The following is a 22,736-nucleotide window of genomic DNA, read 5'->3' as shown; positions in this document are numbered from 1 at the left end:
CCTCAGCGCACATCCGGACCGTAGAGCCCGCTCACGCGCCGGCGAGCGCAGCGAGCATCGTGTCCAACTCGGCGAAGGTGACGAAGTAGTGCGGGGATGCACGGACGACGGCGTCGAGTCCCCGGCCCGTCATGTCCAGTCGAGTGGAACCGCGATGGCTCACCGTGACCGTCACGTTTCGGTCGGCAAGTCGGTCGCGGACGGCCACCGGCTCCTCACCGTCCACGGTGAACGAGACGATGCCGCTCTTGCGGTCACCGAGATCGTGGACGGTGACCCCGGGAATGCGTCGCATTCCGGCACGTAGGTACTCGGCGCGCTCGGAGATGGCGTCCGCGGCGTCGTCGATACCCAGTTCGAGTAGATAGTCGACGGCCGCGCCGAGGGCGAGGCGGGCTGCGACGTCGCATTCCCAGAACTCGAAACGTGTTGCGTCTTCGGCCATTCGGTAGGTCGACGAGTCTTCCCACTGTGCGCTGTGCAGATCGAGAGCAGGTGGATGCAAGCTCGCGGCCAATTCCGGACGCAGGTACAGGAACCCGGTACCTCGGGGCCCGCGTAGCCACTTGCGACCGGTGGCCGACAGCGCATCGACGCCGAGTTCGTCGACGTCCACCCGCAGCTGGCCGATGGACTGACACGCGTCGAGTAGGACGAGGGCACCGTGCCGATGGGCGAGATCGGCCACTGCGCGGGCCGGGTTGATCAAGCCCCCGTTGGTGGGCGCGTGCACGACCGACACCACCCGGACCCGGTCGTCGAGCATCTGCTCGAGTGCGTCGATGTCGATGCACCCCGACGCGTCGCTCGGAATCACCTCGACCGTGGCCCCGGAGACCTCGGCACGGTGCAGCGCTGAAATGGCGTTGCTGGCGTATTCGGCCTCGCACAGCAGGATTCGATCCCCGGCCGACAACGGCACCGAGTAGAAGAAGTCGGTCCACGCGCGGGTGGCGGAATCGCTCAGAGCGATGGTCGATGCCGGTGCCCCGATCAGGGTTCCGATCGATGTCTTGACCGCCGCGAGATCGTCGAGGCGTTCGCTCGCGGCTCGGTACCCGCCGATCTCCGCCTCGCGGCGCAGATGGGCGATCGCGGTGTCGACGACGACGGTGGGCGGCAGCGAGGAGCCGGCGCTGTCGAGAAATACCCGGCCCGACGCACCAGGGGTGTCGCGGCGAATGCGGTCGTGATCGAGCATCGATAGTCCTTCCGGTAGCGAACTCTCGGGCATCAGGGTTCCACAATCGGTAGCCTCGATACGACGCGGGATCTCGGCGTTTTCGATCCTGGCAGCTGGGTACATTGCGTAGTCGGATCGCGGTGAGTGGGAAAGAAGGAAATGTGTCCTCCAACGAGAAGTCCCTCGAGCTGAGCACGCGCCCAGCCATCGAGGCATATGTGTCGAAGGTGTGTTTCAAGCTGGGGCCACCGTCGCTCATCGGTGCCGAACTCGAATGGCTCACGGCCCTCGACGACGGTTCGCGGCCCTCCCTGTCAGCTCTGGCCGCTGCGCTCGGTGATCACTCCCCGCGCAGTATCGCTCCCGAGTCACCCGCCCTGACGTTGCCGGGCGGAAGTATCGTCACCGTCGAACCGGGCGGCCAAGTCGAATTGTCCAGTTCGCCTTCTATTTCCGTTTCCCAGCTCGAACCGCTGCTCGACGCCGATGCCCGACTGTTGCACGACATGCTCGGTCGCGACGGCATCGCCATCAGCGCAGTTCCCGCCGACGCCGTGCGAGATCCCGAACGACTACTGGTCCTACCGCGCTACTGCGCGATGGAAAACCGTTTCACCACCATCGGGCCTTTCGGCAAGCTGATGATGTGCAACACCGCCGCCACCCAGGTCAGTGTCGACGCCGGACGTGATCGGGCCGAGGTCACTTCGCGATGGCAGATGCTGCACGCCATCGGCCCGGCCTTCGTCGCCGCGTTCGCGCGCTCTCCCGAACTCGCCGGGGCACCGACAGGTGCGTGGGCATCGCAGCGAATGCGGACCTGGCTCGAACTCGATTCCAGCCGGACCACGGTACCGAACACGGGCGACCCGATCGCCGATTACGCGCGGTGGGCCCTCGACGTTCCGCTCCTCTGTATTCGGGGAACCACCCAGAACTGGGAAGCGCCGTCCGACATCACTTTTGCGCAGTGGCTCGACGAACCGAGCGTTGTCGGTCGTCCGGCAACCTACGCCGATCTCGACTACCACCTGACGACGCTGTTCCCGCATGTCCGAGCCTGCGGGCACCTCGAAATCCGTTACCTCGACGCGCAACCCGACGGGCAATGGGTGATACCGGCCGCCGCGTTCGAGGCGCTGCTGTCCAGTCCCGATCTGGTTTCCCAGGCCACCGAACTCGGCGCAGGCACAGCCGGTCGGTGGCTCGATGCCGCCCGGGCAGGTCTGGCCGATGGCGAGTTGCGCAGGGCCGCAAGCGAAGTGCTCGATCTCGCATCATCCGCGGGAGGAGAGTTCTCCCAGCAGCTGCGTGCGGCATCTCGGAGATGTCGCGCCGGTATTTCGCCCCACGAATTCGATGCGGTGTCGCCGACATCGCAGAGCCGAAAGGAATCGGTGTGAGCGCCGAAGAACTCAGGACCAGAATCGAGACCGTGCTGACTCGGAGCCGGTCCCGCAGCGCCTCGCTCACCGAGTGCGTGGACGAAACCGAACTGATGGCTCAGCATTCGCCGTTGATGAGCCCGCTGATCTGGGATCTGGCACACATCGGCAGTCAGGAAGAACTCTGGCTCGTGCGCGATGTCGGCGGCCGCGATCCGGTGCGGCCGGACATCGACGAGTTGTACGACGCGTTCAAGCACTCGCGTTCGTCGCGAACGTCCCTGCCGCTCCTGACGCCCGAGGAAGCGCGCGCCTACGTGCATACCGTGCGGGACAAGGCCTGGGACGTGTTGGAGCACAGCACGTTCGAGGGTCGGCCGGTCGAGAAGCACGGGTTCGCGTTCGGAATGATCGCCCAGCACGAGCAGCAGCACGACGAAACCATGCTGGCAACCCACCAGTTACGTTCCGGCCCAGCCGTTCTCACTTCTCCCGCACCGCCGACGTCCACGATGCCGGTGGCGGGGGAAGCCATCATTGCCGGTGGGCCGTTCTCGATGGGGACGTCGCTCGACCCGTGGGCGTTGGACAACGAGCGGCCTGCACACGCCGTGCACGTGCCGACCTTCGCCATCGACCGGGCCCCGATCACCAACGCGCAGTACATGAACTTCATCGCCGACGGTGGCTACGAGCGTCCCGAGTTGTGGACGGAGAAGGGGTGGGCGCACCGCGTCGACGCGCAGCTCACCGCCCCGCAGTTCTGGGAGTCCGATTCCGACGGCACCTGGTGGCGTCGGAGCTTCGGGGTGCGCAGGCCGGTGCGTCCGCAGCAACCCGTCGTGCACGTGTGCTGGTTCGAGGCCGACGCCTACGCGCGCTGGGCAGGCAAGCGGCTACCGACGGAAGCGGAATGGGAGAAGGCCGCGCGGTACGACGCGGCGTCGAACACCTCCCGCGCCTATCCCTGGGGAGACGCCGAACCCACTGCTGCACATGCCAATCTGAATCAGCGACATCTCGAACCGGCCGATGTGGGGGCGTATCCGCAGGGTGTGTCCTCGGCCGGGGTCCATCAGCTCATCGGTGACGTGTGGGAGTGGACGTCCTCGGATTTCGAGGCGTACCCGGGATTCGAGGCATTCCCGTATGCCGAGTACTCGGAGGTGTTCCTTCGCGGTGACTACAAGGTGTTGCGCGGCGGCTCTTTCGGTACCGACGAAGTGGCCTGCCGTGGGACGTTCCGAAACTGGGACCACCCGATTCGTCGGCAGATCTTCAGTGGGTTCCGGTTGGCCCGCGACGTCGAGTCGCGCTGAATGTGCCGTCATCTCGGGTACCTCGGAGCAAACACCTCGGTCGGGTCGCTGCTGACCCGGGGCAAGAACTCCCTGCGCACACAATCGTTCGCGCCCACCGACATGCGGGGCGGCGGCACCATCAACGCCGACGGGTTCGGCGTTGCCTGGTGGGACGGCGACGACACCCTGCGCAGCTATCGCAATCCGATGCCCATCTGGACCGACCCGGCGGTCGACGATGCTCTGCCGCAACTGCAGTCGACGTCGGTGATCGCGGCAGTCCGATCGGCCACTGTGGGAATGCCGGTCGAACGCAGTGCCTGTGCCCCGTTCACCGACGAGCGCTGGGCATTCAGCCACAACGGCGTCGTGTTCGGTTGGCCGGAATCGTTGGCGGAGCTGTGGTCGGAGATTCCGCCGACCGATGCGTTGATGCTGCCGGCCCCTACCGACGCCGCCGGATTGTGGATCGTTCTGCGAAACCTGTTGCGCACACACGATCCCGAGTCGGCATTGCGCATGCTGGTTCGAGAGGTTCAGGCCAGGTCGCCCAAGGCGCGCCTGAATTTTCTGCTCTCGGACGGCACGTCCATGTATGCCACGGCGGTGCATCATTCGCTGTCGGTACTGCAGACCGAGAATTCGGTCACGATCGCCTCCGAACCCGTCGACGACGATCCCGAATGGATCTCGATCGACGACCGCAGCATCGTCGTCGCGACAGCGACCGGTGTCACCGTTTCGACCCTGGAAGAATGAAGGAGAGTCATGAGCACGGTGGACGTACATCTGACCGACACGACGCTGCTGGACGAATTGCGCAAGGACGTGCGGGAGGGCTTGACGGCCGACCCGAAGTGGCTCTCGCCCAAGTACTTCTACGATGCCGTCGGCAGTGAGCTGTTCGAGCAGATCACCGTGCTGCCGGAGTACTACCCGACCCGCACCGAGCGCGCGCTGATCGAGGAGCATGCACTCGACATCGCCCGGGCCACCGAATCGTCGATGTTGATCGAGCTGGGCTCGGGTTCGTCGGAGAAGACCAAGCTGCTGTTGTCTGCCGGCATCGAACACGGTTCGCTGACAACGTATGTGCCTCAGGATGTGTCCAGTACCGCCTTGGAGGGTGCCATCGAGCAGATCTCGAAGGAGTTCCCGACGCTGGAACTGCACGGCATCGTCAGCGATTTCACCGATACCCTGCACAATCTTCCCTCCGGAACAGGCCGCACCATTGCCTTCCTCGGCGGCACTCTGGGGAACCTCATCCCGCAGGAACGGGAGGAATTCCTGGCGGCCGTAGCGGACGCACTCGACCCCGGCGAGTTTCTGCTGCTCGGGGTGGGCTTGGTGATCGATCCGGACGTGCTCGTTCCCGCCTACGACGACGCGGCCGGGGTGACAGCCGAGTTCAACCGAAACGTGTTGTCTGTTCTGAACTCTCGGCTCGGCGCGAATTTCGACCCCGCCGCCTTCGAGCACGTGGCACTGTGGAACGCCGAGCACGAGTGGATCGAGATGCGCCTTCGGGCCACAGCTGCGCAGGAGGTGTATTTGCACGATCTCGACCTGCACGTGCACTTCGAGTCCGGAGAAGATCTACGTACCGAGATCTCCGCGAAGTTCCGGCCGGACGGCATTGCCGGTGAACTGAAGATGGCGGGCTTCGACGTCCTCCATCTGTGGTCCGACGCAGATTCGCGCTTCGCTCTGATCCTGGCCGGAAGGGTCTGAACGGACCGCTGGCATTGCGGGCACCACTGCACACTATGTTCGCCGATCGACGGGATTCCGTCGATCGGCGTCGGTAGTGTGCAACCCTGCCCGTCGATGCCGCGTATTCACGGGAGTCGACGTCCCGTTGCTGCAACCGACTTCCGGCGACGACGCACCACCGTGATGATTTCGTCCACGACGCGATCGAGTTCGGCAAGCGCTGTGGCCGCCGAGTATCGCAGCACCAACCATCCGTCGAGTACCAACTCGTTCTGCCGTCGACGATCGTTGTTGAACGTCGCGGGATCGGTGTGGAACTCTCGTCCGTCGATCTCGACGATGACTCGTGCGGAAAAGTCGACCAGGTCGCCGTAGAACCTACCTACGCGCGCATTGATCTCCATTGTGAAGTGGCGAGCTTTCAATGCCCGCGCCACCACCCGCTCCGGCTCGGATAGAGTTCTCGGGCAACAGCTGCGAAGCTGCTTGCGCACTGCAGCCATCCCGTCCATGCCTTTTGCCGTGTCACACAGTTCAGCGACCCGACGCCACGGCACGTGATTGTCTATGGCGTTGTCGAAGAACTTCTCGAGATCGGGCGTCGACAAGCAGGTCGCGACATCGACGAACGTTTGCTCCAGGGACACCACTCGCATGCCGCGTCGGGTGGTGGTGTCGCCGAGAACTCGGCGATGAACTCGGATCCAGGGCACCGACCTCGACTGGCCGGTCGGGCCGACAGTGACGTCGACCAGACGCGGTTCGTATTGGATCAGTCCCCATAACCATGCCGCACTTTCGTGACTCAGTGCGGCGTCCGGTCTCCACAGGGTGGCCCCGAGGCACAGTCCGAAATAGTCCGGCTTCTCCGTCGCGTAGACCTTCGGTAGCAGTCGCACCAGCTCACCCGACCGCGACCGCCTCGAAATCGTGCTCGTGCTGATTCCTTGTGCGAGCAATTGCTGCACTGTGTAGACCCCCATTGCTACACCGTTGCGGCTGACGGGCCCGCGCAACAGTGGCAATCTCGCAATTGTGGATAACTCGACGACGTTATCCACAGGACTGCCCGGCGGAGCGGGCACGGTTGCACGCTACGGTCGCCGATCGACGGAATTCCGTCGATCGGCGTCGGTAGTGCGCAACCATGCCCTGGTAGCCAACCCGAAGCCTCGAGGTCAGGTGTCCGCCAACGCAAGTACCGGCGAGATCTTGTTCGCGCGGCGCGCCGGTGCCAACGATGCTCCGAGCGCCAGCAGCCCGCCGCACAGTACCGTGCCTGCGATGACGGCCCAGGGGAGTGTCGGAGCAGACACGCCGCCGCCGCTCAGCGAACCCAGCAGCGATTGTGCTGCGGCCCAACCGTATCCGATTCCGAGGATCAGCCCGAAGCCCATCGACGCGACCACCATCTGGGTGCTCTCCGAGACGATCATGGAACGAATCTGCTTGCGGGTGAATCCGAGTGCGCGCAACAGACCGATTTCCCGGGTACGTTGCAGAATGCTCAGCAGCAGGTTGTTCACCATGCCGACCGCGGCGATGACGGCGGAGAAACCGATGAGGCCGGTCATGATTCCGACGGTCACCGTCAGCACTTGACCGATGGTCTCCTCGTCGTACTCGTCGACGAGCATCGATCGATAGCTGTACATCGCGACTGCGAAGGTGACCACCAAGGTCACCCCGATGAGCAGGCCCACTGCGGTGCGGGTGCTGCGATCCGGATAGCGAATTGCGTTGGCGGACGCCAATCGTGCGGCCGGCCCGCGGCCCGCCATCCTTCCGACGAGTCGGAGCACGCCGGGCAGAATGCGGTACGCACCCACCATGATGCCGGTGAACGATGCCACACCGCCGAAGAACGCGACCAGTACTCCACCGGGGTTGACCATCCCGATCAGCACACCGAGGCCGAGCAGCACGACACCGCCGGCGATGAGCACGATCGACAACACCGTCCGTACCCGCCTCGACCGTGGGGTCTCGATCCCGGTGTCGACGGCACCGCCGGTCGCCTGAATCGGAGTGACGTCCAGAACTTTCCGTGATCCGACGTACGACGCCAGCGTCGTCGTCAGAACCACGGTGACGACGGGAAGGACCACGAGCGGTTGTACGGACGTGTACTGCACGTCCGGCAATTGGCGGGCCGAGACCGCGACGGCGCGGGCCAGGTGACTGACACCGACACCGAGCACCAGACCGACTGCGCCACCGAACAACCCGACGAGGAAGCCTTCCCGGGCGACCGATCGACGCAGATCGCGAGCCCGGGCACCCAGTAGGCGGAGCAGCGCGATGGTGCGGGTGCGGCCGGCCACGATCGTCGCGAACGTGTTGGAGGTGACGACAGCCGCGACATACAGGGCAAGGCCGATGAACACCAGGGCTACGCAGTACAACGCCACGATTCCGGTGCTGTCGCTGCCGTCGTCGAAGATGTCGACCAGAAACGCAGTGGCCTGGATCAGCACGACGCCGAAGAACGACGCGAGCGCCGTCACCAGAATGCTCGCACCGTGTTCCCGAGACGCCCGAGCAGATGTGGACACGCTCATCGGAGAACACCTTCCATTCCCAGCATGTAGTTCGAGATCTGTTCCGGCGTCGAACGTCCCAGTTCGTCGACGATGCGGCCGTCGGCGAGGAAGACGATGCGATCGGCGTAACTGGCCGCGACTGGATCGTGGGTGACCATCACGATGGATTGACCGTACTGATGTACCGCCGCAGCGAGGAGGCCGAGAACCTCACGCCCGGTGCGGGAATCGAGGTTGCCGGTGGGCTCGTCGGCAAAGATCAGCTGCGGCCGAGTACCCAGAGCGCGAGCGATCGCGACGCGTTGCTGCTGCCCACCCGAGAGCTGATGGGGCCGGTGCCCGACGCGGCTCTGCAACCCCAGGGTGTCGATGAGTTGCTCGATCCAGGCCGACTCCTCAGCGGTGGGCGCGCGGCCGTCCAGCTCGAACGGCAGCAGAATGTTGCCCCTGACGTCGAGCGTCGGAACGAGATTGAACGATTGGAAGATGAAGCCGACCTGCTTGCGGCGCAACGTCGTCAGAGCGTCGTCGCCCGCCGACGTGATGTCGGCTCCGGCCAGCATGAGCTGCCCGGAACTGGGGGTGTCCAACCCTGCCATGACATGCATGAGGGTGGACTTGCCGGAACCCGATGGCCCCATGATGGCGGTGAACCTGCCGCCGTGAATGTCGAGAGAGACGTTGTCGAGCGCGCTCACCGGGTTGGACGAGTCGCCGAAATGCTTGCTGACTTGGATTGCCCGTGCAACAGGGCCTGCTGTGATCGTCATGGCACCAACGCTATGAATTCGCCGGACCGAAGTAATCAGGCGCGAGTCTTCGCGTCGTACATCTGCAGGATGACTTCGGTGTCAGTCTCCAGTCAGTCCGTGCTCGAAGGCGTAGACCACCAACTGCACCCGATCACGCAGGTGGAGTTTGGCGAAGATGCGGCTGATGTGTGTCTTCACGGTGGCTTCGCTGAGATACTCCAGCTCGGCGATCTCGGAGTTGCTCAACCCTCGTGCGGTGAGCCTGAACAGCTCCTTCTCCCGCGCCGTGAGAGTGGCGAATTCGGCCGGTGCCTTCGGTACAGCGGGAGTCGGGGTGAAGTGCGCGAGCAGGCCGGTCGTCGCCGACGCAGCAATGACCGAGTTGCCCGCGTGCACCGTGCGGATCGCCGCGAGGAGGAACTCCGGGTCGGCGTCCTTGAGGACGAATCCGCTTGCACCGGAACGGATTGCACGTGCAGCGCTCTCGTCGAGATCGAACGTCGTCAAGACCAGAATCCGGGGCGGGTGCTCGGATGCGGCCAGGATCTGCTCGGTGGCGGCGATACCGTCGAGCACCGGCATCCGAACGTCCATGAGCATCACGTCCGGCGTTGCGGACGCAGCGAGTGCAACGGCCTCGACGCCGTTCCCCGCTTCCCCGACGAACTCGAGGTCGGACTGGGAGGAGATGAGCATACGAATGCCCGCCCGGAACAGTTGCTGGTCGTCCACCAGGGCCACTCTGATGCGTTCGCTCATGACGCTTTTCCCTTGCTGGTTTCGGACGCGGCAGGCAGCCACGCAGTGACGGTCCACGACGAGTCGTCACCGGACGCGATGCACGTACCGCCCGAGAGGCCGGCACGCTCCTTCATGCCGGCGACACCGTGGCCGGAGGATTCGGTGACCGAACGGCCGGGACGGACACTGTTGCGGACCGTCAGTTCGACGCCGGCAGAATCGGATTCGATGGTGACGGACACCGGCTCGTCCGGGTCGCCGTGGCGCAGCGCATTGGTCAACGATTCCTGTGCGATGCGGTACAGCGCCAGGTGCGCTCCGGCCCCTAACGACGAGCCGGTGGTGTCGATGGTGGCGTCGATCTGCAGACCGGTGGCCCGCATCGAGGCGAGCAGTCGATCCAGGTCCTCCGATGTCGGGTTCGGCAGGTCGCCTTGGCTGTGCCGCAGCTGGCCGAGTAGCACCCGTACATCGGACAGCGCGGCGCGGGCGGTATCGGAGATGGTGGTCAGTGCGGTGTCCACCGCGGCGGGATCGACAGCGCGTACGTACCGCGCGCCGTCGGCCTGTGCGATCACCACGGCCAGCGAATGCGCCACGATGTCGTGCATGTCGCGGGCAATTCGGTTGCGCTCCTGCTCGATTGCCACCTCGTGCTCGGCGCGGGCCTGATGGACCTCCGCGAGCTCGCGCGCGTGTGCGGATTCGATGGCGGTGCGCCTGGCGTAGGCGAGGCGGCCCAGTGCCCAGGACAACCCCAACATGGCCCAGAGGCCGGCGAGGAGCAGGGCGAACTGCGCGATTCGGGGTTCCTGGTAGCCCTCTTCCGTCGGCGGGCCGAACGGATTGCCGTCCACATACGCCAGATACAGCGCTGCGATGACTCCGCCGCCGACGGCGGACGCGAGCCCGAGGCGTCGAACCACGTTGTCGCCGTACGCGGCCGTGCAATACAGAATTGCGAAGATCGCAGTGTCCGCAGACAGCGGCAGCACTCCGGTGACCATCTGCACGACGGCCAGCATCCAGGCGAGCGCCAAGGACCATCGTGGTGATCGGCGTCGGATGGCCAGTGCAACGCCGAACCCGACCAGAACGCCCACACCTGCGGTACCGGCGACTCCGTTCACGGTGGACGCCAGCAGCAGCAGGACGAACACGACCGCGTACGCGGCGTCGAGTACCTGCCGTGAGATCGATAGCTTGCGCAGCACTCGATCAGACTACGTGCATCAGTTGGTGCGGCGACGCGCCTTCTCGAGGGCGGCCAGCGTCGTCAGAACGGTCGTCCGCTGCTTCTCGAGATCCTTCATACGTGCGCGTGCCGGTAGGCCCTGCGCGCCGTCGAGTGCGCTGATCTGTTCGTCCACCGAGGTGAGTTGAGTCAGCAACTTCTCCACCCGCGACTGCAGTTCGATCGCGTCGATCCCGGTGACACCGGCCTGCGATTTCTTGGTGGGTGCCTTCGCCGGAGCAGACCCCGACGTCGTCGCCGACGAAGACGCCGCTGCGTTCACTGCAGCAGCGGCTCTGGGCCGCAACGCTTTGCGGACCGCGGCCGGGTCGGGGAGCTTCTCGAGTCGAATGCGGTTGAGCACCTCACGCGCATCGCGGGCGGTGACGCGGTACTCGCGCTCCTCCTCGTCGTCGGACGCGAGCGTGCCACCGAGAGGCCGCAGGCCGTACATACCGATGAAGTGCTTCGCCTCGTCGATGACGGCTTCCTTCTCTCGGCACAGGCCGCACCGCGGCTCGTTACGGAAGGTTTCGACGCTGTCGGTGCTGCCGCACCAGACGCACCCGCCCGGTGTCCATCGAGCGATTCTGACGGTAGTAGTTCCGGCCGGGGCGTTGAGAGAATGTGCGTCGATCACGACGAGTCATCTTAGGTGACAACAAAACCCGCCCCGCACGCCCCCGTCTCGCGAGCTGCATATTCCGGCCACGGGCGTGACGTAGTTCATGCAGTGCAGGTGGGGAGCGGGCGGAGCGGGTTTCGGATCGAGCGAAACAGACCTACTGTTACGCGCTGCCGTTGAAAAGGCTGGTGACCGAACCGTTTTCGAAGACCTCGCGGATGGTGCGGGCGAGCAGCGGTGCGATCGAGAGTTCGGTCAGCGTGTCGAAGCGCTTCTCGTCGCTGATCGGCAGGGTGTTGGTGACGACGACTTCCTTGGCACCGCAGTTGGCGAGGCGCTCGGCGGCCGGGTTGGACAGCACGCCGTGGGTTGCGGCGATGACGACGTCACCCGCTCCGGCTTCCTTGAGTACCTTGACTGCGCCTGCGATGGTGCCGCCGGTGTCGATCATGTCGTCGATGAGGATGCAGGTGCGGCCTTCGACCTCGCCGACGACGCGGTTTGACTTGACCTGGTTGGGCACCAGGGGATCACGCGTCTTGTGGATGAAGGCGAGCGGTGCGCCGCCGAACGAGTCGGCCCACTTCTCGGCGACGCGCACGCGGCCGGAGTCGGGGGAGACGACGGTGATGTGTTCGAGGCTGTACTTGCCGCGGATGTGATCGGCGAGCTGGCTGTGTGCATGCATGTGGTCGACGGGGCCGTCGAAGAAGCCCTGGATCTGGTCGGTGTGCAGATCGACGGTGATGATGCGGTCGGCACCGGCGGTCTTGAGCAGATCGGCGACGAGGCGAGCGGAGATCGGCTCGCGGCCGCGGTGCTTCTTGTCCTGGCGTGCGTACGGGTAGAACGGCAGGATCGCGGTGATGCGCTTGGCGGATCCACGCTTGAGTGCGTCGATCATGATGAGCTGTTCCATCAGCCAGGTGTTCAGCGGGAACGGGTGCGACTGCAGAACGAACGCGTCCGATCCGCGGACCGACTCCTCGAAGCGCACGAAGATCTCGCCGTTGGCGAAGTCACGTGCCGTCTGCGGGGTGACGTCGATTCCGAGTTCCTTGGCGACCTGCTCGGCCAACTCCGGATGTGCTCGGCCAGAGAACAACATGAGGTTCTTCTGGTTGTCGATCCAATTAGGGGTGGTCACTGCTTTTCGCCGTCCTTTAGTTCTTGCCGAGCACGATCTGCGCGCGCCGCTGCCTGTGCAGCTTCGGTTCCGGGCCTGTTGTGAACGACCCAGCCTTCGATATTGCGTTGCTTGCCACCGGACACGGCGAGTGCGCCGGGAGGAACATCGTCCCGAACCACTGTTCCTGCACCGGTGTAAGCGCCGTCGCCCACGTGCACAGGGGCGACGAACGTCGAGTCGGATCCTGTGCGTACGTGGGATCCGATTTCCGTGCGGCTCTTGTTGACGCCGTCGTAGTTGGCGAAGACGTTGGAGCAGCCGATGTTGCTGTGCTCCCCGATCGTGGCGTCGCCGACGTAGGTGAGGTGCGGGACCTTGGTGTGGTTGCCGATCGTCGCGTTCTTCGTCTCCACGTAGGCACCGAGTTTGCCGCCCGTGCCGAGGACAGTTCCAGGACGCAGGTAGGTGAACGGCCCGACTGTCGCATCCGGTCCGATGACGGCCTGCTCGGCGTGGGTACGGACGACCGACGCGCGCTCGCCGATCTCGACGTCCCGCAGTGTCGAGTCGGGACCGACGACCGCGTCGTCGGCGATGTGCGTCTTGCCGTGTAGTTGGACGCCGGGTTCGATGCGTACGTCCGCGCCGAGGGTGACGTCGATGTCGATCCAGGTGGTCGCGGGATCGACGACGGTCACGCCCGCGCGCATGTGTCGTTCGATGATGTGGCGGTTGAGCACGGACGTGACGTGCGCCAGCTGAACGCGATCGTTGACGCCCACCACCAGGTCCGGATCGGCGAGCTGGGTGCCGTAGACGGCCTTGCCGTCGGCCTTGCTGATCTTGACGACGTCGGTCAGGTACAGCTCGTGCTGCGCATTGGCGGTGCTGAGCTTGCCCAATGCCGTGCGCAGAGCGACCGCGTCGAATGCGTAGACGCCGGAGTTGACCTCACCGATGAGGACCTGAGCGGGGGTGGCGTCGGCATGTTCGACGATCTCGGCCACCTCGCCGTCGTTCGTACGCACGATGCGGCCGTAGCCGTTGGCATCCTCGGGGAGGAAGGTCAGTACCGTCGCCGCCGCCGGGCGGGGAGCGCTCAGGTGCTCGTCGAGCAGAGCTTTGAGGGTATGGCCGTCGAGCAGCGGGACGTCGGCGGCAGTGACGAGGACGGTGCCCTCGAAGTCGTCCGGTAGCGCCGCAAGGCCGCACTGGACGGCGTGCCCGGTACCGAGCTGTCGGTCCTGCACTGCGGTGTGGATGGTGCGGCCGAACGTGGCGGCAAGATCGTGAACTGCGGCGCTCACCCGTTCGCGATCGTGGCCGACGACGGTGACCAGGTGGTCCGGGCCAAGATCGGCGGCGGCGTGCAGCGCATGGGCGAGCATGGTGCGGCCGGCCAGGGGATGCAGAACTTTCGGAGTCTTGGACCGCATTCGGGTACCTGCACCCGCAGCGAGAACGACCACGGCGGTCTGCACAGGCATTGAGCTCCTCGGGGCGATGACGCGAAACGGGCATGCACGAATGGTCTTGCTCGCTCCGCCGCCAGGACTCGAACCTGAACTATCTGAACCAAAATCAGAGGTGCTGCCATTACACCACGGCGGATAATCGACCAGCGGTGGCAGCAGTGGCCGACGAATCGAACGACGCCTTCGTTAGCCGCTGCGCACCCACTGAGCGCACCGATCCTCGCATGAGAGGTGGCGGTGAGTCGAACCGCGACGCATAACAGACCACTTGCGTCGTTCCGGCGCGGCCCCTGCGACAGGAAAAACGGATGGATCGGGCATCGTTAGTCTGTAGTAGGCGTCGATTCGACGTCCGCATTGCCCACGGTCGGTGACGGAAGCGGTTTTCGATGACAGGCGCAGCCTCCGAGCAGGAACGCACACCTCGTGTCCGCATGACGGGGACACAGAGACGCGAGCAGTTGATCGAGGTGGGGCGCACGCTGTTCGCCGAGCGTGGGTACGAGGCGGCGTCGGTGGAGGAGATCGCCGGACGCGCGAACGTGTCCAAACCGGTGGTCTACGAACACTTCGGGGGCAAGGAAGGCCTCTATGCCGTCATCGTGGATCGCGAGATGTCGACGCTGCTGGGCATGATCACCAGTTCACTCGAACTCAACCGGTCGCGTATTCGGGTCGAACGAGTCGCGCTCGCCCTGCTGACGTACATCGAGGAGCGCACCGACGGATTCCGCATTCTGGTCCGTGATTCGCCGGCATCGGCCGAGGACGGCAAGTACTCGTCTCTCCTCAACGAGGCCGTGGGACGCGTCGGGCACATGCTCGCGGGGGATTTCTCCCGGCGCGGTCTGGATCCGGAATTCGCGCCGATGTATGCGCAGGCGTTGGTCGGCATGGTGTCGATGACGGCCCAGTGGTGGCTCGACGTGCGAACGCCGCCCAAGGAAGTGGTTGCGGCCCACGTGGTGAACCTGTGCTGGAACGGGCTGACGAATCTGGAGGCGGACCCTCGACTGACCGAGGAATGACAACTCTGTTTCGGCTCTCACCGAGGAAAAAAGGGGGTATCGTCCCCTTTGTCGGGCGGGAGGGCCGCAACACATCAGGGGCGATTGTCATCCGGACCGATGCATGTTGGCGTCAAACGTAAAGCTGCTCAGTGGTACCGTTCGGGCGTAATTTGCGCAGTGGAAGTTCAATCGCAGAGGCGGATCCTATGGTCAGGCAGGCTCGCGCTGAGATCACTCGCGACACCGTGCTTGCAGGCGCAGCGAATGTCTTCCTGCGCCTCGGGTACGCGAACGCAAGCCTCAGTGAAATCATCTCTCAGTCCCAGGTCACCAAGGGCGCGTTGTACTTCCATTTCGGCTCGAAGGAAGAACTCGCACGTGCCGTCATCGACGAGGGCAATGCGCGTCTGAGCACGGCTTGCATGCAGTTCAACGACGGGCGCATCCCGGCCCTGGAAGCTGCGATCGGGATCTCCTACATCGTCGTCGACCTCTCCGTCACCGACCCGATGGTGTCGGCGATGCTGCGTCTGAGCCATCAGATCGGTGATTACCGCGGCACCGAGGGCAACGTCATGGCCGGCTGGAGCGTCGCGTTCGACAAGCTCGCCGCCAAGGCCATCGCACAGGGTGACATCGACCCCAGTTCGGATCCGAGCACCATCGGTTCGCTCGTGCTCGAAATCCTCACCGGCGTTCACATGGTCGCCGTCGCCACCTCCACCACCGAGGAACTGCCCTCGCGCATGGAGCGACTCTGGTACTACCTGCTCCCCGCGCTGGTGCCGACGAACAAGTTGGACTACTTCCGCGAATTCGCGGCCCGTCGCGTCATTCGCTTCGGTCCGTAGTTCGGGCCCCCAGTTCCAGGCTCCGATTTAGAGGCCCTGATTCTCGGCTCGGTCCTGGTTCGACGGCATCTCCCGCGTGTCACGGTGTCGGTGCGCTCCCATAGACTCGACGGGACTGTGCGTGCGCAGCCATCGCCTCGACTCGTTCAGGAGCATTGCTGTTGTCTTCCGATTCCCTGCCTGCCATGACCACGTCCGGGCCGGCCCCGATCGTTCCCGACGCGGCGCTTCACCTTTCGGGGCTCGCCAGTGTCGCGTTGACGGATGCGTCGATGGTCGCGGTCGCCGACGCGATCGGAACGGCCGAGCACACGTTGATCGGGCCGCACTCGGTGCGCCCGTTCGTGGCCGCCGCAATCGCACAGCACACCCAACTTCTGATCGTCACGGCGACGGGACGCGAAGCCGACGACCTGACGAGTGAACTCACCCAGATTCTCGGTGACGGCGTCGCCATGTTCCCGTCGTGGGAGACGCTGCCGCACGAACGGCTCTCCCCGAGCGCCGATACCGTGGGCAAGCGGCTCGATGTGCTCCGTCGTCTCGCCCGCCCCGGCGACAGCGACTACGGCGATCCGCTGCGTGTCATCGTCACCACCGTCCGCTCGCTGGTGCAGCCGATGGCGCCGGGTCTCGGCGAGATCGAACCCGTCACGCTCAAAGTCGGTCTCGATCTGGACTTCGACGGCTTGATCCATCGACTCGTCGAGTTCGGCTACCTGCGCGTCGACATGGTGGGCAAGCGCGGCGAATTCGCCGTCCGCGGCGGCATTCTCGACCTGTTCTCGCCGACGGCCGATCATCCGGTCCGCGTCGAATTCTGGGGCGACGAGATCACCGAGCTCCGCGCATTCGCGGTCTCCGATCAGCGATCGCTGCCCGATCACGAGGTCGATCTCGTCATCGCGCCGCCGTGCCGAGAATTGCTTCTCACGCAGGAGGTTCGCGATCGCGCGGCCGTGCTCGCCGCCGACAACGCCGGTGACACCGCGTTGGTCGAGATGCTGGACAAGCTGTCGGCCGGAGTCCCGGTGGAGGGCATGGAGGCGCTGCTGCCGCTGCTGCAACCCGGCGAGTTGCAACTGCTCGCCGACACACTGCCCGCCGGAACCCACGTCCTGCTCTGCGATCCCGAGCGAATCCGAACTCGCGCAACCGATTTGGTCCGCACCGGACAGGAATTCCTCGAAGCGTCCTGGACTGCGGCATCCATCGGTGGAGCCGCGCCACTGGATACGTCCACCCTCGATACGTCCAGCCTCGAGGGGGCCTCGCTCGATCTCGGTGCCTCCGCGTACCGCTCGCTGCGGCAGGTACGTGAATCGGCCCAGGTGCACGGCCGGCCGTGGTGGACCATCAGCCCCTTGGCGTCGGGCAACGGCGAAGAAGTGGAGCTCGCCGTCGATCCGGTGCCCGAGGTGCGAGGTTCCGAGGAAGCGTTGACGGCGCTGTATGCCACCCTGCGAGCTCACATCGCCACCGGGGGACGGGCCGTCATCTCCGTGGCCGGAGCCGGTACCGCCAAGCGCATCATCGAGCGCCTCGCCGAGGCCGAAGTGCCTGCTGCACACCTCGATTCCGGTGCCGTCCCGGTTCCGGACGTCGTCAACGTCCTGTGCGGATCTTTGCACGACGGTCTGGTGTTTCCCGACGCAAAGCTCGTGGTCGTCACCGAGAGCGATCTCACCGGTAACCGTGTCGCGGCGGCGGGGGAGGGGCGCAAGCTACCGGCGAAGCGTCGCAATCAGGTCGATCCGCTGGCTCTCGTCGCCGGCGACAGCGTCGTCCACGATCAGCACGGCATCGGCCGGTTCGTCGAGATGGTCGAGCGCACCATCGGCGGTGCCCGGCGCGAATACCTCGTCGTCGAATACGCGCCGAGCAAGCGCGGTCATCCCGGCGACCGCCTGTTCGTGCCGATGGATTCGCTCGATCAACTCTCGCGCTACGTCGGCGGCGAACTGCCGACACTGAGCAAGCTCGGCGGGTCCGACTGGGCGAACACCAAACGCAAGGCGCGCAAGGCGGTTCGCGAGATTGCCGGCGAACTCGTGCAGCTGTATGCCGCTCGCCAGGCGGCTCCGGGACACGCCTTCGGGGCCGACACTCCGTGGCAGCGCGAGATGGAAGATGCGTTCGGGTTCACCGAGACGGTCGATCAGATGACGGCCATCACCGAGGTCAAGGCCGACATGGAGAAGGCCGTCCCGATGGACCGCGTCATCCTGGGCGACGTGGGTTACGGCAAGACCGAGATCGCCGTGCGTGCCGCGTTCAAGGCAGTTCAGGACGGCAAGCAGGTGGCCGTCCTGGTCCCGACAACGCTTCTCGCGCAACAGCATCTGCAGACGTTCACCGCCCGGATGGCGTCGTTCCCTGTGACGGTCAAAGGGCTCTCGCGCTTCACCCACGGTGCGGACTCCAAAGAAGTGATGGCCGGTTTGGCCGACGGCACCGTCGACATCGTCGTCGGCACGCACAGGTTGCTGCAGACCGGTGTCGCCTGGAAGGACCTCGGCCTGGTCATCGTCGACGAGGAGCAGCGTTTCGGCGTCGAGCACAAGGAGCACATCAAGTCGCTCCGTACTCACGTCGACGTCCTGACGATGTCGGCCACCCCGATTCCGCGAACGCTGGAGATGAGCCTGGCGGGCATTCGCGAGATGTCGACCATCCTGACCCCGCCCGAGGAGCGACATCCGGTGCTGACCTACGTCGGTGCCTACAACGACAAGCAGGTTGCCGCCGCCATTCGGCGCGAATTGCTGCGCGACGGCCAGGTGTTCTTCGTGCACAACCGAGTGAGCTCGATCGACAAGGCCGCCAAGAAGATTCGGGATCTCGTCCCCGAGGCGCGAGTGGCGACCGCACACGGTCAGATGAACGAGGAAACACTCGAACGCACCGTGCAGGGTTTCTGGCAACGCGAGACCGACGTGCTGGTGTGCACCACCATCATCGAGACCGGTCTCGACATCTCCAACGCCAACACGCTGATCGTCGAACGCTCCGATTCGCTCGGCCTGTCCCAGCTGCATCAGCTGCGCGGTCGAGTGGGTCGTAGCCGCGAACGCGGGTACGCGTACTTCTTGTACCCGCCGGAGAAGCCGCTCACCGAAACCGCCTACGACCGTTTGGCGACCATCTCGCAGAACTCCGACCTCGGAGCCGGTATGGCCGTGGCGATGAAGGACCTCGAAATTCGTGGTGCCGGAAACGTTCTGGGAGCCGAGCAGTCGGGCCACGTCGCCGGCGTCGGATTCGATCTGTACGTGCGGCTCGTCGGTGAAGCGGTCGAGGCCTACCGCGCTGCCGCCGACGGTAAGCCGATCACGACGGACGAGGCACCCAAGGAAGTGCGTATCGACCTCCCAGTCGACGCGAACATCCCGCCGGATTACGTCACCAGCGATCGGCTCCGGCTCGAGGGGTACAGGAAGCTCGCCGCCGCGGCCGACTCCGAAGGCATCGACGCCGTCATCGACGAACTCGTCGATCGCTACGGCCCGCTACCCGAGGAGGTCGGACGCCTGGTCTCCATCGCGAAGCTGCGCCTGATCGCCAAGGAATACGGCCTGACCGACGTCAATGTGGCAGGGACACAGGTGAAATTGGCTCCGATGGACCTGCCCGATTCCAAACAGATCAGGCTCAAGCGCCTCTACCCGAGCGCGACGTACCGTGCGACCACCGGAGTGGTGCAGCTGCCGTTGCCCCGCGTCGAAGGCGGCGGTGTCGGAGCGGCGCGCGTTCGCGATGTCGAATTGGTGCAGTTCATCGCCGATCTCATCCTATCCTTGGACGGGAAGCCATCTCGGTCCGTCCTGTTGGAGCAAACTGTGGGGGTGTAGCGGTGACGATCGTTCTGCTCGACCCTGTTCGTCCTACTCAGGTACCGGTGGACGCCGTCGAATTTCTCGGTGGCGCAGTGCAGTTCACCGAAGAGGTTCCGGTGAAGGTGCGCTGGTTGTTCTCCGGCACCGCCGCGCCCGACGACGTCGATGCCGTGTTGGTGAGCACCGACCGGACCAATCCCGATGTACAGAACCGGATCGCCCGCGGCGAACGCGTCGTCGCGGCCGAGAAGCTTCCGGGCGACGACGTCATCGCGGCGGTCCAGCTGATGGACCGTTTGCGTAGCGTCGGCGGCTGGGAAGCTCAGCAAACGCACGAGTCGCTGCGCGGCTATCTTCTGGAAGAGACCTACGAGCTGCTCGACGCCATCGCCGCCGGCAACTTGGTCGACCTCCGTGAAGAGCTGGGAGACCTGTTGTTACAGGTGCTCTTTCACTCCCGGATCGCTCAGGACGCCGCCGAGGACCCCTTCGACGTCGATGACGTCGCCGCAGGTCTGGTGCGGAAGCTGACACACCGCAGCCCGCATCTGAGCCGAACCGACACCGGACCGATCGACATCGTCGAGCAGGAGCGGATGTGGGAAGAGAAGAAGGCGTCGGAAAAAGCCAGGGGCTCCTGCCTGGACGGCATCGCGATGTCTCAGCCGTCACTTGCATTGGCGCAGAAGGTAATCGGACGCGCCAGCAAAGCAGGATTGCCCGACGAGCTCGTTCCGGACGGTCTACGGGTCGTCCACATCGGCGTCGACCATTCGAACGGCGGGGACAGTGCCGAGGACGCATTACGGCGTCGAGTACTCGATTTCGCGGCGTTGATCCGTAATGCCGAGGCATCGGCCCGCAATGCGGGCGTCACGCCGGGAGAGATGAGTGCGTTGGATTGGATCGAACACTGGGGTCTACGGGGCTGACCGGGACGCTTTCTGCTTCCAGGCACGCGAAGACAGCAATCGCATCCCGTTCAAAGCGACGATGACCGTGGAGCTTTCGTGACCGGCCACGCCGATCGGTAGCGGTAGGGTGCCGATCAGATCCCAGGCGACCAGCACGACGATGAACGTCGCCGCAATTACCAGGTTCGCGACCACGATGCGGTGAGCCCGCCGCGAAAGCGCGATGACGGACGCCAGGGCCCCGAGGTCGTCGCGGATCAGGACGGCATCGGCGGTGTCGAGCGCGAGATCGGATCCTCGACGTCCCATGGCGACACCGATATCGGCCGTGGCCATCGCCGGTGCGTCGTTGACGCCGTCGCCGACCAACAGCACTCGCCGCGGGGTCTCGCCGTCGGTACGTTCGTTCTGCAGTTGTGTGACGGCCTCGGCCTTGCCCTGGGGCAGCAGCCCCGCGCGTACGTCGACAATTCCGGCGCGCGCTGCTACTGCTCGAGCGACGCGGACGTTGTCGCCGGTGAGGAGCACCGCTCGGGTGCCGACCAGTTCTTCCAGACCTGCGACCGTGGTGTCGGCTTCGGCGCGGACGATGTCGACGAGCCCGATCACCGCGATCGCTTCTCCGTCGAGGTGCACGATCACCGCCGTCATGCCCTCGGCTTCTCGGTGGGCGGCCGTGCGCGCCGCCGATGAGTGCAGATCGTGCTGTGGGGCTTCGGGTTTGGTGAGCGTGACGATGCGGCCGTCGACCGTGGCCGTGACTCCCATGCCGGGTGTCGAATCGAAGTGCGTTGCCGTGGTGATCGCGACGCCTCGCCTCGTGGCGTAGTCGACGACAGCGAGCCCGATCGGGTGCTCGCTTCCGTTCTCGGCCGCCGCTGCTAGGCGGAGCACCTCGAGCTCGTCCAGGGTTCCCAGAATATCGATGCACTCCACCCGGGGTGTTCCCTCGGTGAGGGTCCCCGTCTTGTCGAAGGCGACCGTGTCGATGGAGCGCAGCTGTTCCATCGCCACGGCAGACTTGACCAGTACGCCGTTTCTGCCCGCGGTGGCCATCGCTGCGAGTAGGGGCGGCATGGTCGCCAGGACCACCGCGCACGGTGACGCGACGATCATGAACGTCATCGCTCGCAGCAACGACGATTCGAGGTCGTTCCCGAGCAGCATCGGCACCGCGAATATCGCTGCGGTACAGAGCACGACGGTCTTCGAGTAGTACTGCTCGACTTTTTCGATGAACAGTTGCTTCTCGGCCTTGGTCTCGGACGCATGCTCGACCATGGTGACGATGCGCGCGATGATCGTGTCGGACGGGTCGACGTCGATCCTGATCCGTAGTGCGCCGGTGCCGTTGATGGTGCCGGCAAACACCTCGTCGCCCACAGATTTCGAGACGGGTACCGATTCTCCGGTGATCGAGGCCTGATCGATGTCGGATGCACCGTCGACTATGGTGCCTTCACCCGAAATGCGTTCGCCGGGGCGCACTGTCACGATGTCGCCCGGACGCAGGTCGGATGCATCGACCGTTCGTTCGTGGCCGGAGGTGTCGAGCACGGTCGCGGTCTCGGGTGCCAGATCCAGCAAACTCCGAATCGAGTCGGCGGTGCGTCTGGTGAGCACCGCTTCCAGGGCACCGGACGTGGCGAAGATGACGATCAGCAGTGCGCCGTCGAAGATCTGCCCGATCGCGGCGGCACCGAGTGCGGCGACGATCATCAGCAGGTCGACGTCGAGCGTTCGGTCCCGCAGCGCCCGGAGTCCTTCCAGCGCAGGCTCCCACCCACCGGTGGCGTAGCAGGCGAGGTAGAGCGCCCAGTACGTCCATGTCGGCGCGTCGATCAACTGCGCGAGAAGTCCGAGGGCGAACAGTGCTGTCGCGGCCAGCGCCCATCTGACTTCGGCGATGTCGACGAGACGGGTGCGGCTTGCGCCGGCTGGATGTCGCACGTCGGCCGGTGCCGGGGCGGTGCTGGTAGAAGTCATGCGGGCCTTCGTTCCGTCGGACAGTGCGAACATCACCGTACAGGATTACATGAAG

General features: G+C 65.0%; 18 protein-coding genes and 1 tRNA gene. 8 read left to right on the top strand and 11 right to left on the bottom strand.

Annotation, left to right across the window (positions count from 1 at the left end):
* Positions 1 to 31: 31 nt before the first annotated feature.
* On the bottom strand, positions 32 to 1,201 hold the full coding sequence (locus CH268_RS23870) for an aminotransferase class V-fold PLP-dependent enzyme (RefSeq protein ID WP_094666204.1): 1,170 nt from the start codon (positions 1,199 to 1,201) through the stop codon (positions 32 to 34).
* Positions 1,202 to 1,344: 143 nt separating this feature from the next.
* Between CH268_RS23870 and egtA the strand changes: the two genes are divergently transcribed.
* Genes egtA through egtD form a run of 4 tightly spaced genes read left to right on the top strand, consistent with a single transcriptional unit; the run spans position 1,345 to position 5,603 of the window.
* Positions 1,345 to 2,586 (top strand): ergothioneine biosynthesis glutamate--cysteine ligase EgtA, encoded by a 1,242-nt coding sequence (gene egtA / locus CH268_RS23865; protein WP_094666084.1) that lies wholly within the window; start codon positions 1,345 to 1,347, stop codon positions 2,584 to 2,586.
* Entirely contained in the window at positions 2,583 to 3,887 is a 1,305-nt protein-coding gene (gene egtB / locus CH268_RS23860; RefSeq protein ID WP_176458043.1) for an ergothioneine biosynthesis protein EgtB, read from the top strand. Before egtA ends, egtB begins: the two co-directional genes overlap by 4 nt.
* Positions 3,888 to 4,628 (top strand): ergothioneine biosynthesis protein EgtC, encoded by a 741-nt coding sequence (gene egtC / locus CH268_RS23855; RefSeq protein WP_094666082.1) that lies wholly within the window; start codon positions 3,888 to 3,890, stop codon positions 4,626 to 4,628.
* A 9-nt stretch (positions 4,629 to 4,637) separates the two neighbouring features.
* Positions 4,638 to 5,603, top strand: coding sequence for an L-histidine N(alpha)-methyltransferase (gene egtD / locus CH268_RS23850; RefSeq protein WP_094666081.1), 966 nt, complete (start codon positions 4,638 to 4,640; stop codon positions 5,601 to 5,603).
* Positions 5,604 to 5,710: 107 nt separating this feature from the next.
* Here the strand turns inward: egtD and CH268_RS23845 are convergent, their stop codons facing one another.
* From CH268_RS23845 to CH268_RS23805, 9 genes are all read right to left on the bottom strand, one after another.
* Complete coding sequence (locus CH268_RS23845; RefSeq protein WP_032371207.1) at positions 5,711 to 6,568, bottom strand: DUF559 domain-containing protein; 858 nt, start codon at positions 6,566 to 6,568, stop codon at positions 5,711 to 5,713.
* Between the two features lie 195 nt (positions 6,569 to 6,763).
* Positions 6,764 to 8,146 (bottom strand): ABC transporter permease, encoded by a 1,383-nt coding sequence (locus tag CH268_RS23840; protein WP_027496095.1) that lies wholly within the window; start codon positions 8,144 to 8,146, stop codon positions 6,764 to 6,766.
* Positions 8,143 to 8,898 (bottom strand): ABC transporter ATP-binding protein, encoded by a 756-nt coding sequence (locus tag CH268_RS23835; RefSeq protein ID WP_027496096.1) that lies wholly within the window; start codon positions 8,896 to 8,898, stop codon positions 8,143 to 8,145. The genes CH268_RS23840 and CH268_RS23835 overlap by 4 nt, the downstream gene beginning before the upstream one ends.
* Positions 8,899 to 8,979: 81 nt before the next feature.
* Entirely contained in the window at positions 8,980 to 9,639 is a 660-nt protein-coding gene (locus tag CH268_RS23830) for a response regulator (protein ID WP_032364108.1), read from the bottom strand.
* Complete coding sequence (locus CH268_RS23825) at positions 9,636 to 10,835, bottom strand: sensor histidine kinase (RefSeq protein WP_094666080.1); 1,200 nt, start codon at positions 10,833 to 10,835, stop codon at positions 9,636 to 9,638. The genes CH268_RS23830 and CH268_RS23825 overlap by 4 nt, the downstream gene beginning before the upstream one ends.
* An 18-nt stretch (positions 10,836 to 10,853) precedes the next feature.
* Positions 10,854 to 11,495, bottom strand: coding sequence for a hypothetical protein (locus CH268_RS23820; RefSeq protein WP_027496099.1), 642 nt, complete (start codon positions 11,493 to 11,495; stop codon positions 10,854 to 10,856).
* Positions 11,496 to 11,643: 148 nt separating this feature from the next.
* On the bottom strand, positions 11,644 to 12,627 hold the full coding sequence (locus CH268_RS23815; RefSeq protein WP_027496100.1) for a ribose-phosphate diphosphokinase: 984 nt from the start codon (positions 12,625 to 12,627) through the stop codon (positions 11,644 to 11,646).
* Complete coding sequence (glmU, locus tag CH268_RS23810) at positions 12,624 to 14,096, bottom strand: bifunctional UDP-N-acetylglucosamine diphosphorylase/glucosamine-1-phosphate N-acetyltransferase GlmU (RefSeq protein ID WP_027496101.1); 1,473 nt, start codon at positions 14,094 to 14,096, stop codon at positions 12,624 to 12,626. The genes CH268_RS23815 and glmU overlap by 4 nt, the downstream gene beginning before the upstream one ends.
* Before the next feature lie 53 nt (positions 14,097 to 14,149).
* Positions 14,150 to 14,220, bottom strand: a tRNA-Gln gene (locus CH268_RS23805).
* A gap of 253 nt (positions 14,221 to 14,473) precedes the next feature.
* Here CH268_RS23805 and CH268_RS23800 point away from each other — a divergent pair.
* The 4 genes from CH268_RS23800 to CH268_RS23785 all read left to right on the top strand — a co-directional run bounded on the left by CH268_RS23800 (position 14,474) and on the right by CH268_RS23785 (position 20,713).
* Complete coding sequence (locus tag CH268_RS23800; protein ID WP_032364106.1) at positions 14,474 to 15,112, top strand: TetR/AcrR family transcriptional regulator; 639 nt, start codon at positions 14,474 to 14,476, stop codon at positions 15,110 to 15,112.
* Between the two features lie 188 nt (positions 15,113 to 15,300).
* Positions 15,301 to 15,945 carry a ScbR family autoregulator-binding transcription factor gene (locus CH268_RS23795; RefSeq protein ID WP_027496103.1) on the top strand — a complete coding sequence of 215 codons (645 nt, stop codon included), beginning with the start codon at positions 15,301 to 15,303 and terminating at the stop codon, positions 15,943 to 15,945.
* 185 nt (positions 15,946 to 16,130) lie between these two features.
* Positions 16,131 to 19,796 carry a transcription-repair coupling factor gene (gene mfd, locus CH268_RS23790; protein ID WP_032389913.1) on the top strand — a complete coding sequence of 1,222 codons (3,666 nt, stop codon included), beginning with the start codon at positions 16,131 to 16,133 and terminating at the stop codon, positions 19,794 to 19,796.
* A 2-nt stretch (positions 19,797 to 19,798) separates the two neighbouring features.
* A complete protein-coding gene (locus tag CH268_RS23785) occupies positions 19,799 to 20,713 on the top strand; it encodes a MazG family protein (protein ID WP_027496105.1) in 915 nt (304 codons plus the stop codon).
* Here the strand turns inward: CH268_RS23785 and CH268_RS23780 are convergent.
* Positions 20,702 to 22,681, bottom strand: coding sequence for a heavy metal translocating P-type ATPase (locus tag CH268_RS23780; RefSeq protein WP_094666203.1), 1,980 nt, complete (start codon positions 22,679 to 22,681; stop codon positions 20,702 to 20,704). The genes CH268_RS23785 and CH268_RS23780 overlap by 12 nt on opposite strands.
* Positions 22,682 to 22,736: the final 55 nt, after the last annotated feature.

It is taken from the genome of Rhodococcus sp. 06-1460-1B (assembly GCF_002258475.1).
GTDB classification, from domain to species: Bacteria; Actinomycetota; Actinomycetes; order Mycobacteriales; family Mycobacteriaceae; genus Rhodococcoides; species Rhodococcoides fascians.
The sequence above is the reverse complement of the archived record's forward strand: the minus strand, read 5'-3'. Positions and strand labels throughout refer to the sequence as shown.

What these genes read in the sequence shown, in the direction of transcription:
- CH268_RS23870 (WP_094666204.1), bottom strand. Translation starts at nt 1,201, where the DNA reads ATGCTCGATCACGACCGCATTCGCCGCGACACCCCTGGTGCGTCGGGC.
- CH268_RS23840 (WP_027496095.1), bottom strand. Translation starts at nt 8,146, where the DNA reads ATGAGCGTGTCCACATCTGCTCGGGCGTCTCGGGAACACGGTGCGAGC.
- CH268_RS23845 (WP_032371207.1), bottom strand. Translation starts at nt 6,568, where the DNA reads ATGGGGGTCTACACAGTGCAGCAATTGCTCGCACAAGGAATCAGCACG.
- CH268_RS23835 (WP_027496096.1), bottom strand. Translation starts at nt 8,898, where the DNA reads ATGACGATCACAGCAGGCCCTGTTGCACGGGCAATCCAAGTCAGCAAG.
- CH268_RS23780 (WP_094666203.1), bottom strand. Translation starts at nt 22,681, where the DNA reads ATGACTTCTACCAGCACCGCCCCGGCACCGGCCGACGTGCGACATCCA.
- egtC (WP_094666082.1), top strand. Translation starts at nt 3,888, where the DNA reads ATGTGCCGTCATCTCGGGTACCTCGGAGCAAACACCTCGGTCGGGTCG.
- mfd (WP_032389913.1), top strand. Translation starts at nt 16,131, where the DNA reads ATGACCACGTCCGGGCCGGCCCCGATCGTTCCCGACGCGGCGCTTCAC.
- glmU (WP_027496101.1), bottom strand. Translation starts at nt 14,096, where the DNA reads ATGCCTGTGCAGACCGCCGTGGTCGTTCTCGCTGCGGGTGCAGGTACC.
- CH268_RS23830 (WP_032364108.1), bottom strand. Translation starts at nt 9,639, where the DNA reads ATGAGCGAACGCATCAGAGTGGCCCTGGTGGACGACCAGCAACTGTTC.
- egtD (WP_094666081.1), top strand. Translation starts at nt 4,638, where the DNA reads ATGAGCACGGTGGACGTACATCTGACCGACACGACGCTGCTGGACGAA.
- CH268_RS23800 (WP_032364106.1), top strand. Translation starts at nt 14,474, where the DNA reads ATGACAGGCGCAGCCTCCGAGCAGGAACGCACACCTCGTGTCCGCATG.
- CH268_RS23795 (WP_027496103.1), top strand. Translation starts at nt 15,301, where the DNA reads ATGGTCAGGCAGGCTCGCGCTGAGATCACTCGCGACACCGTGCTTGCA.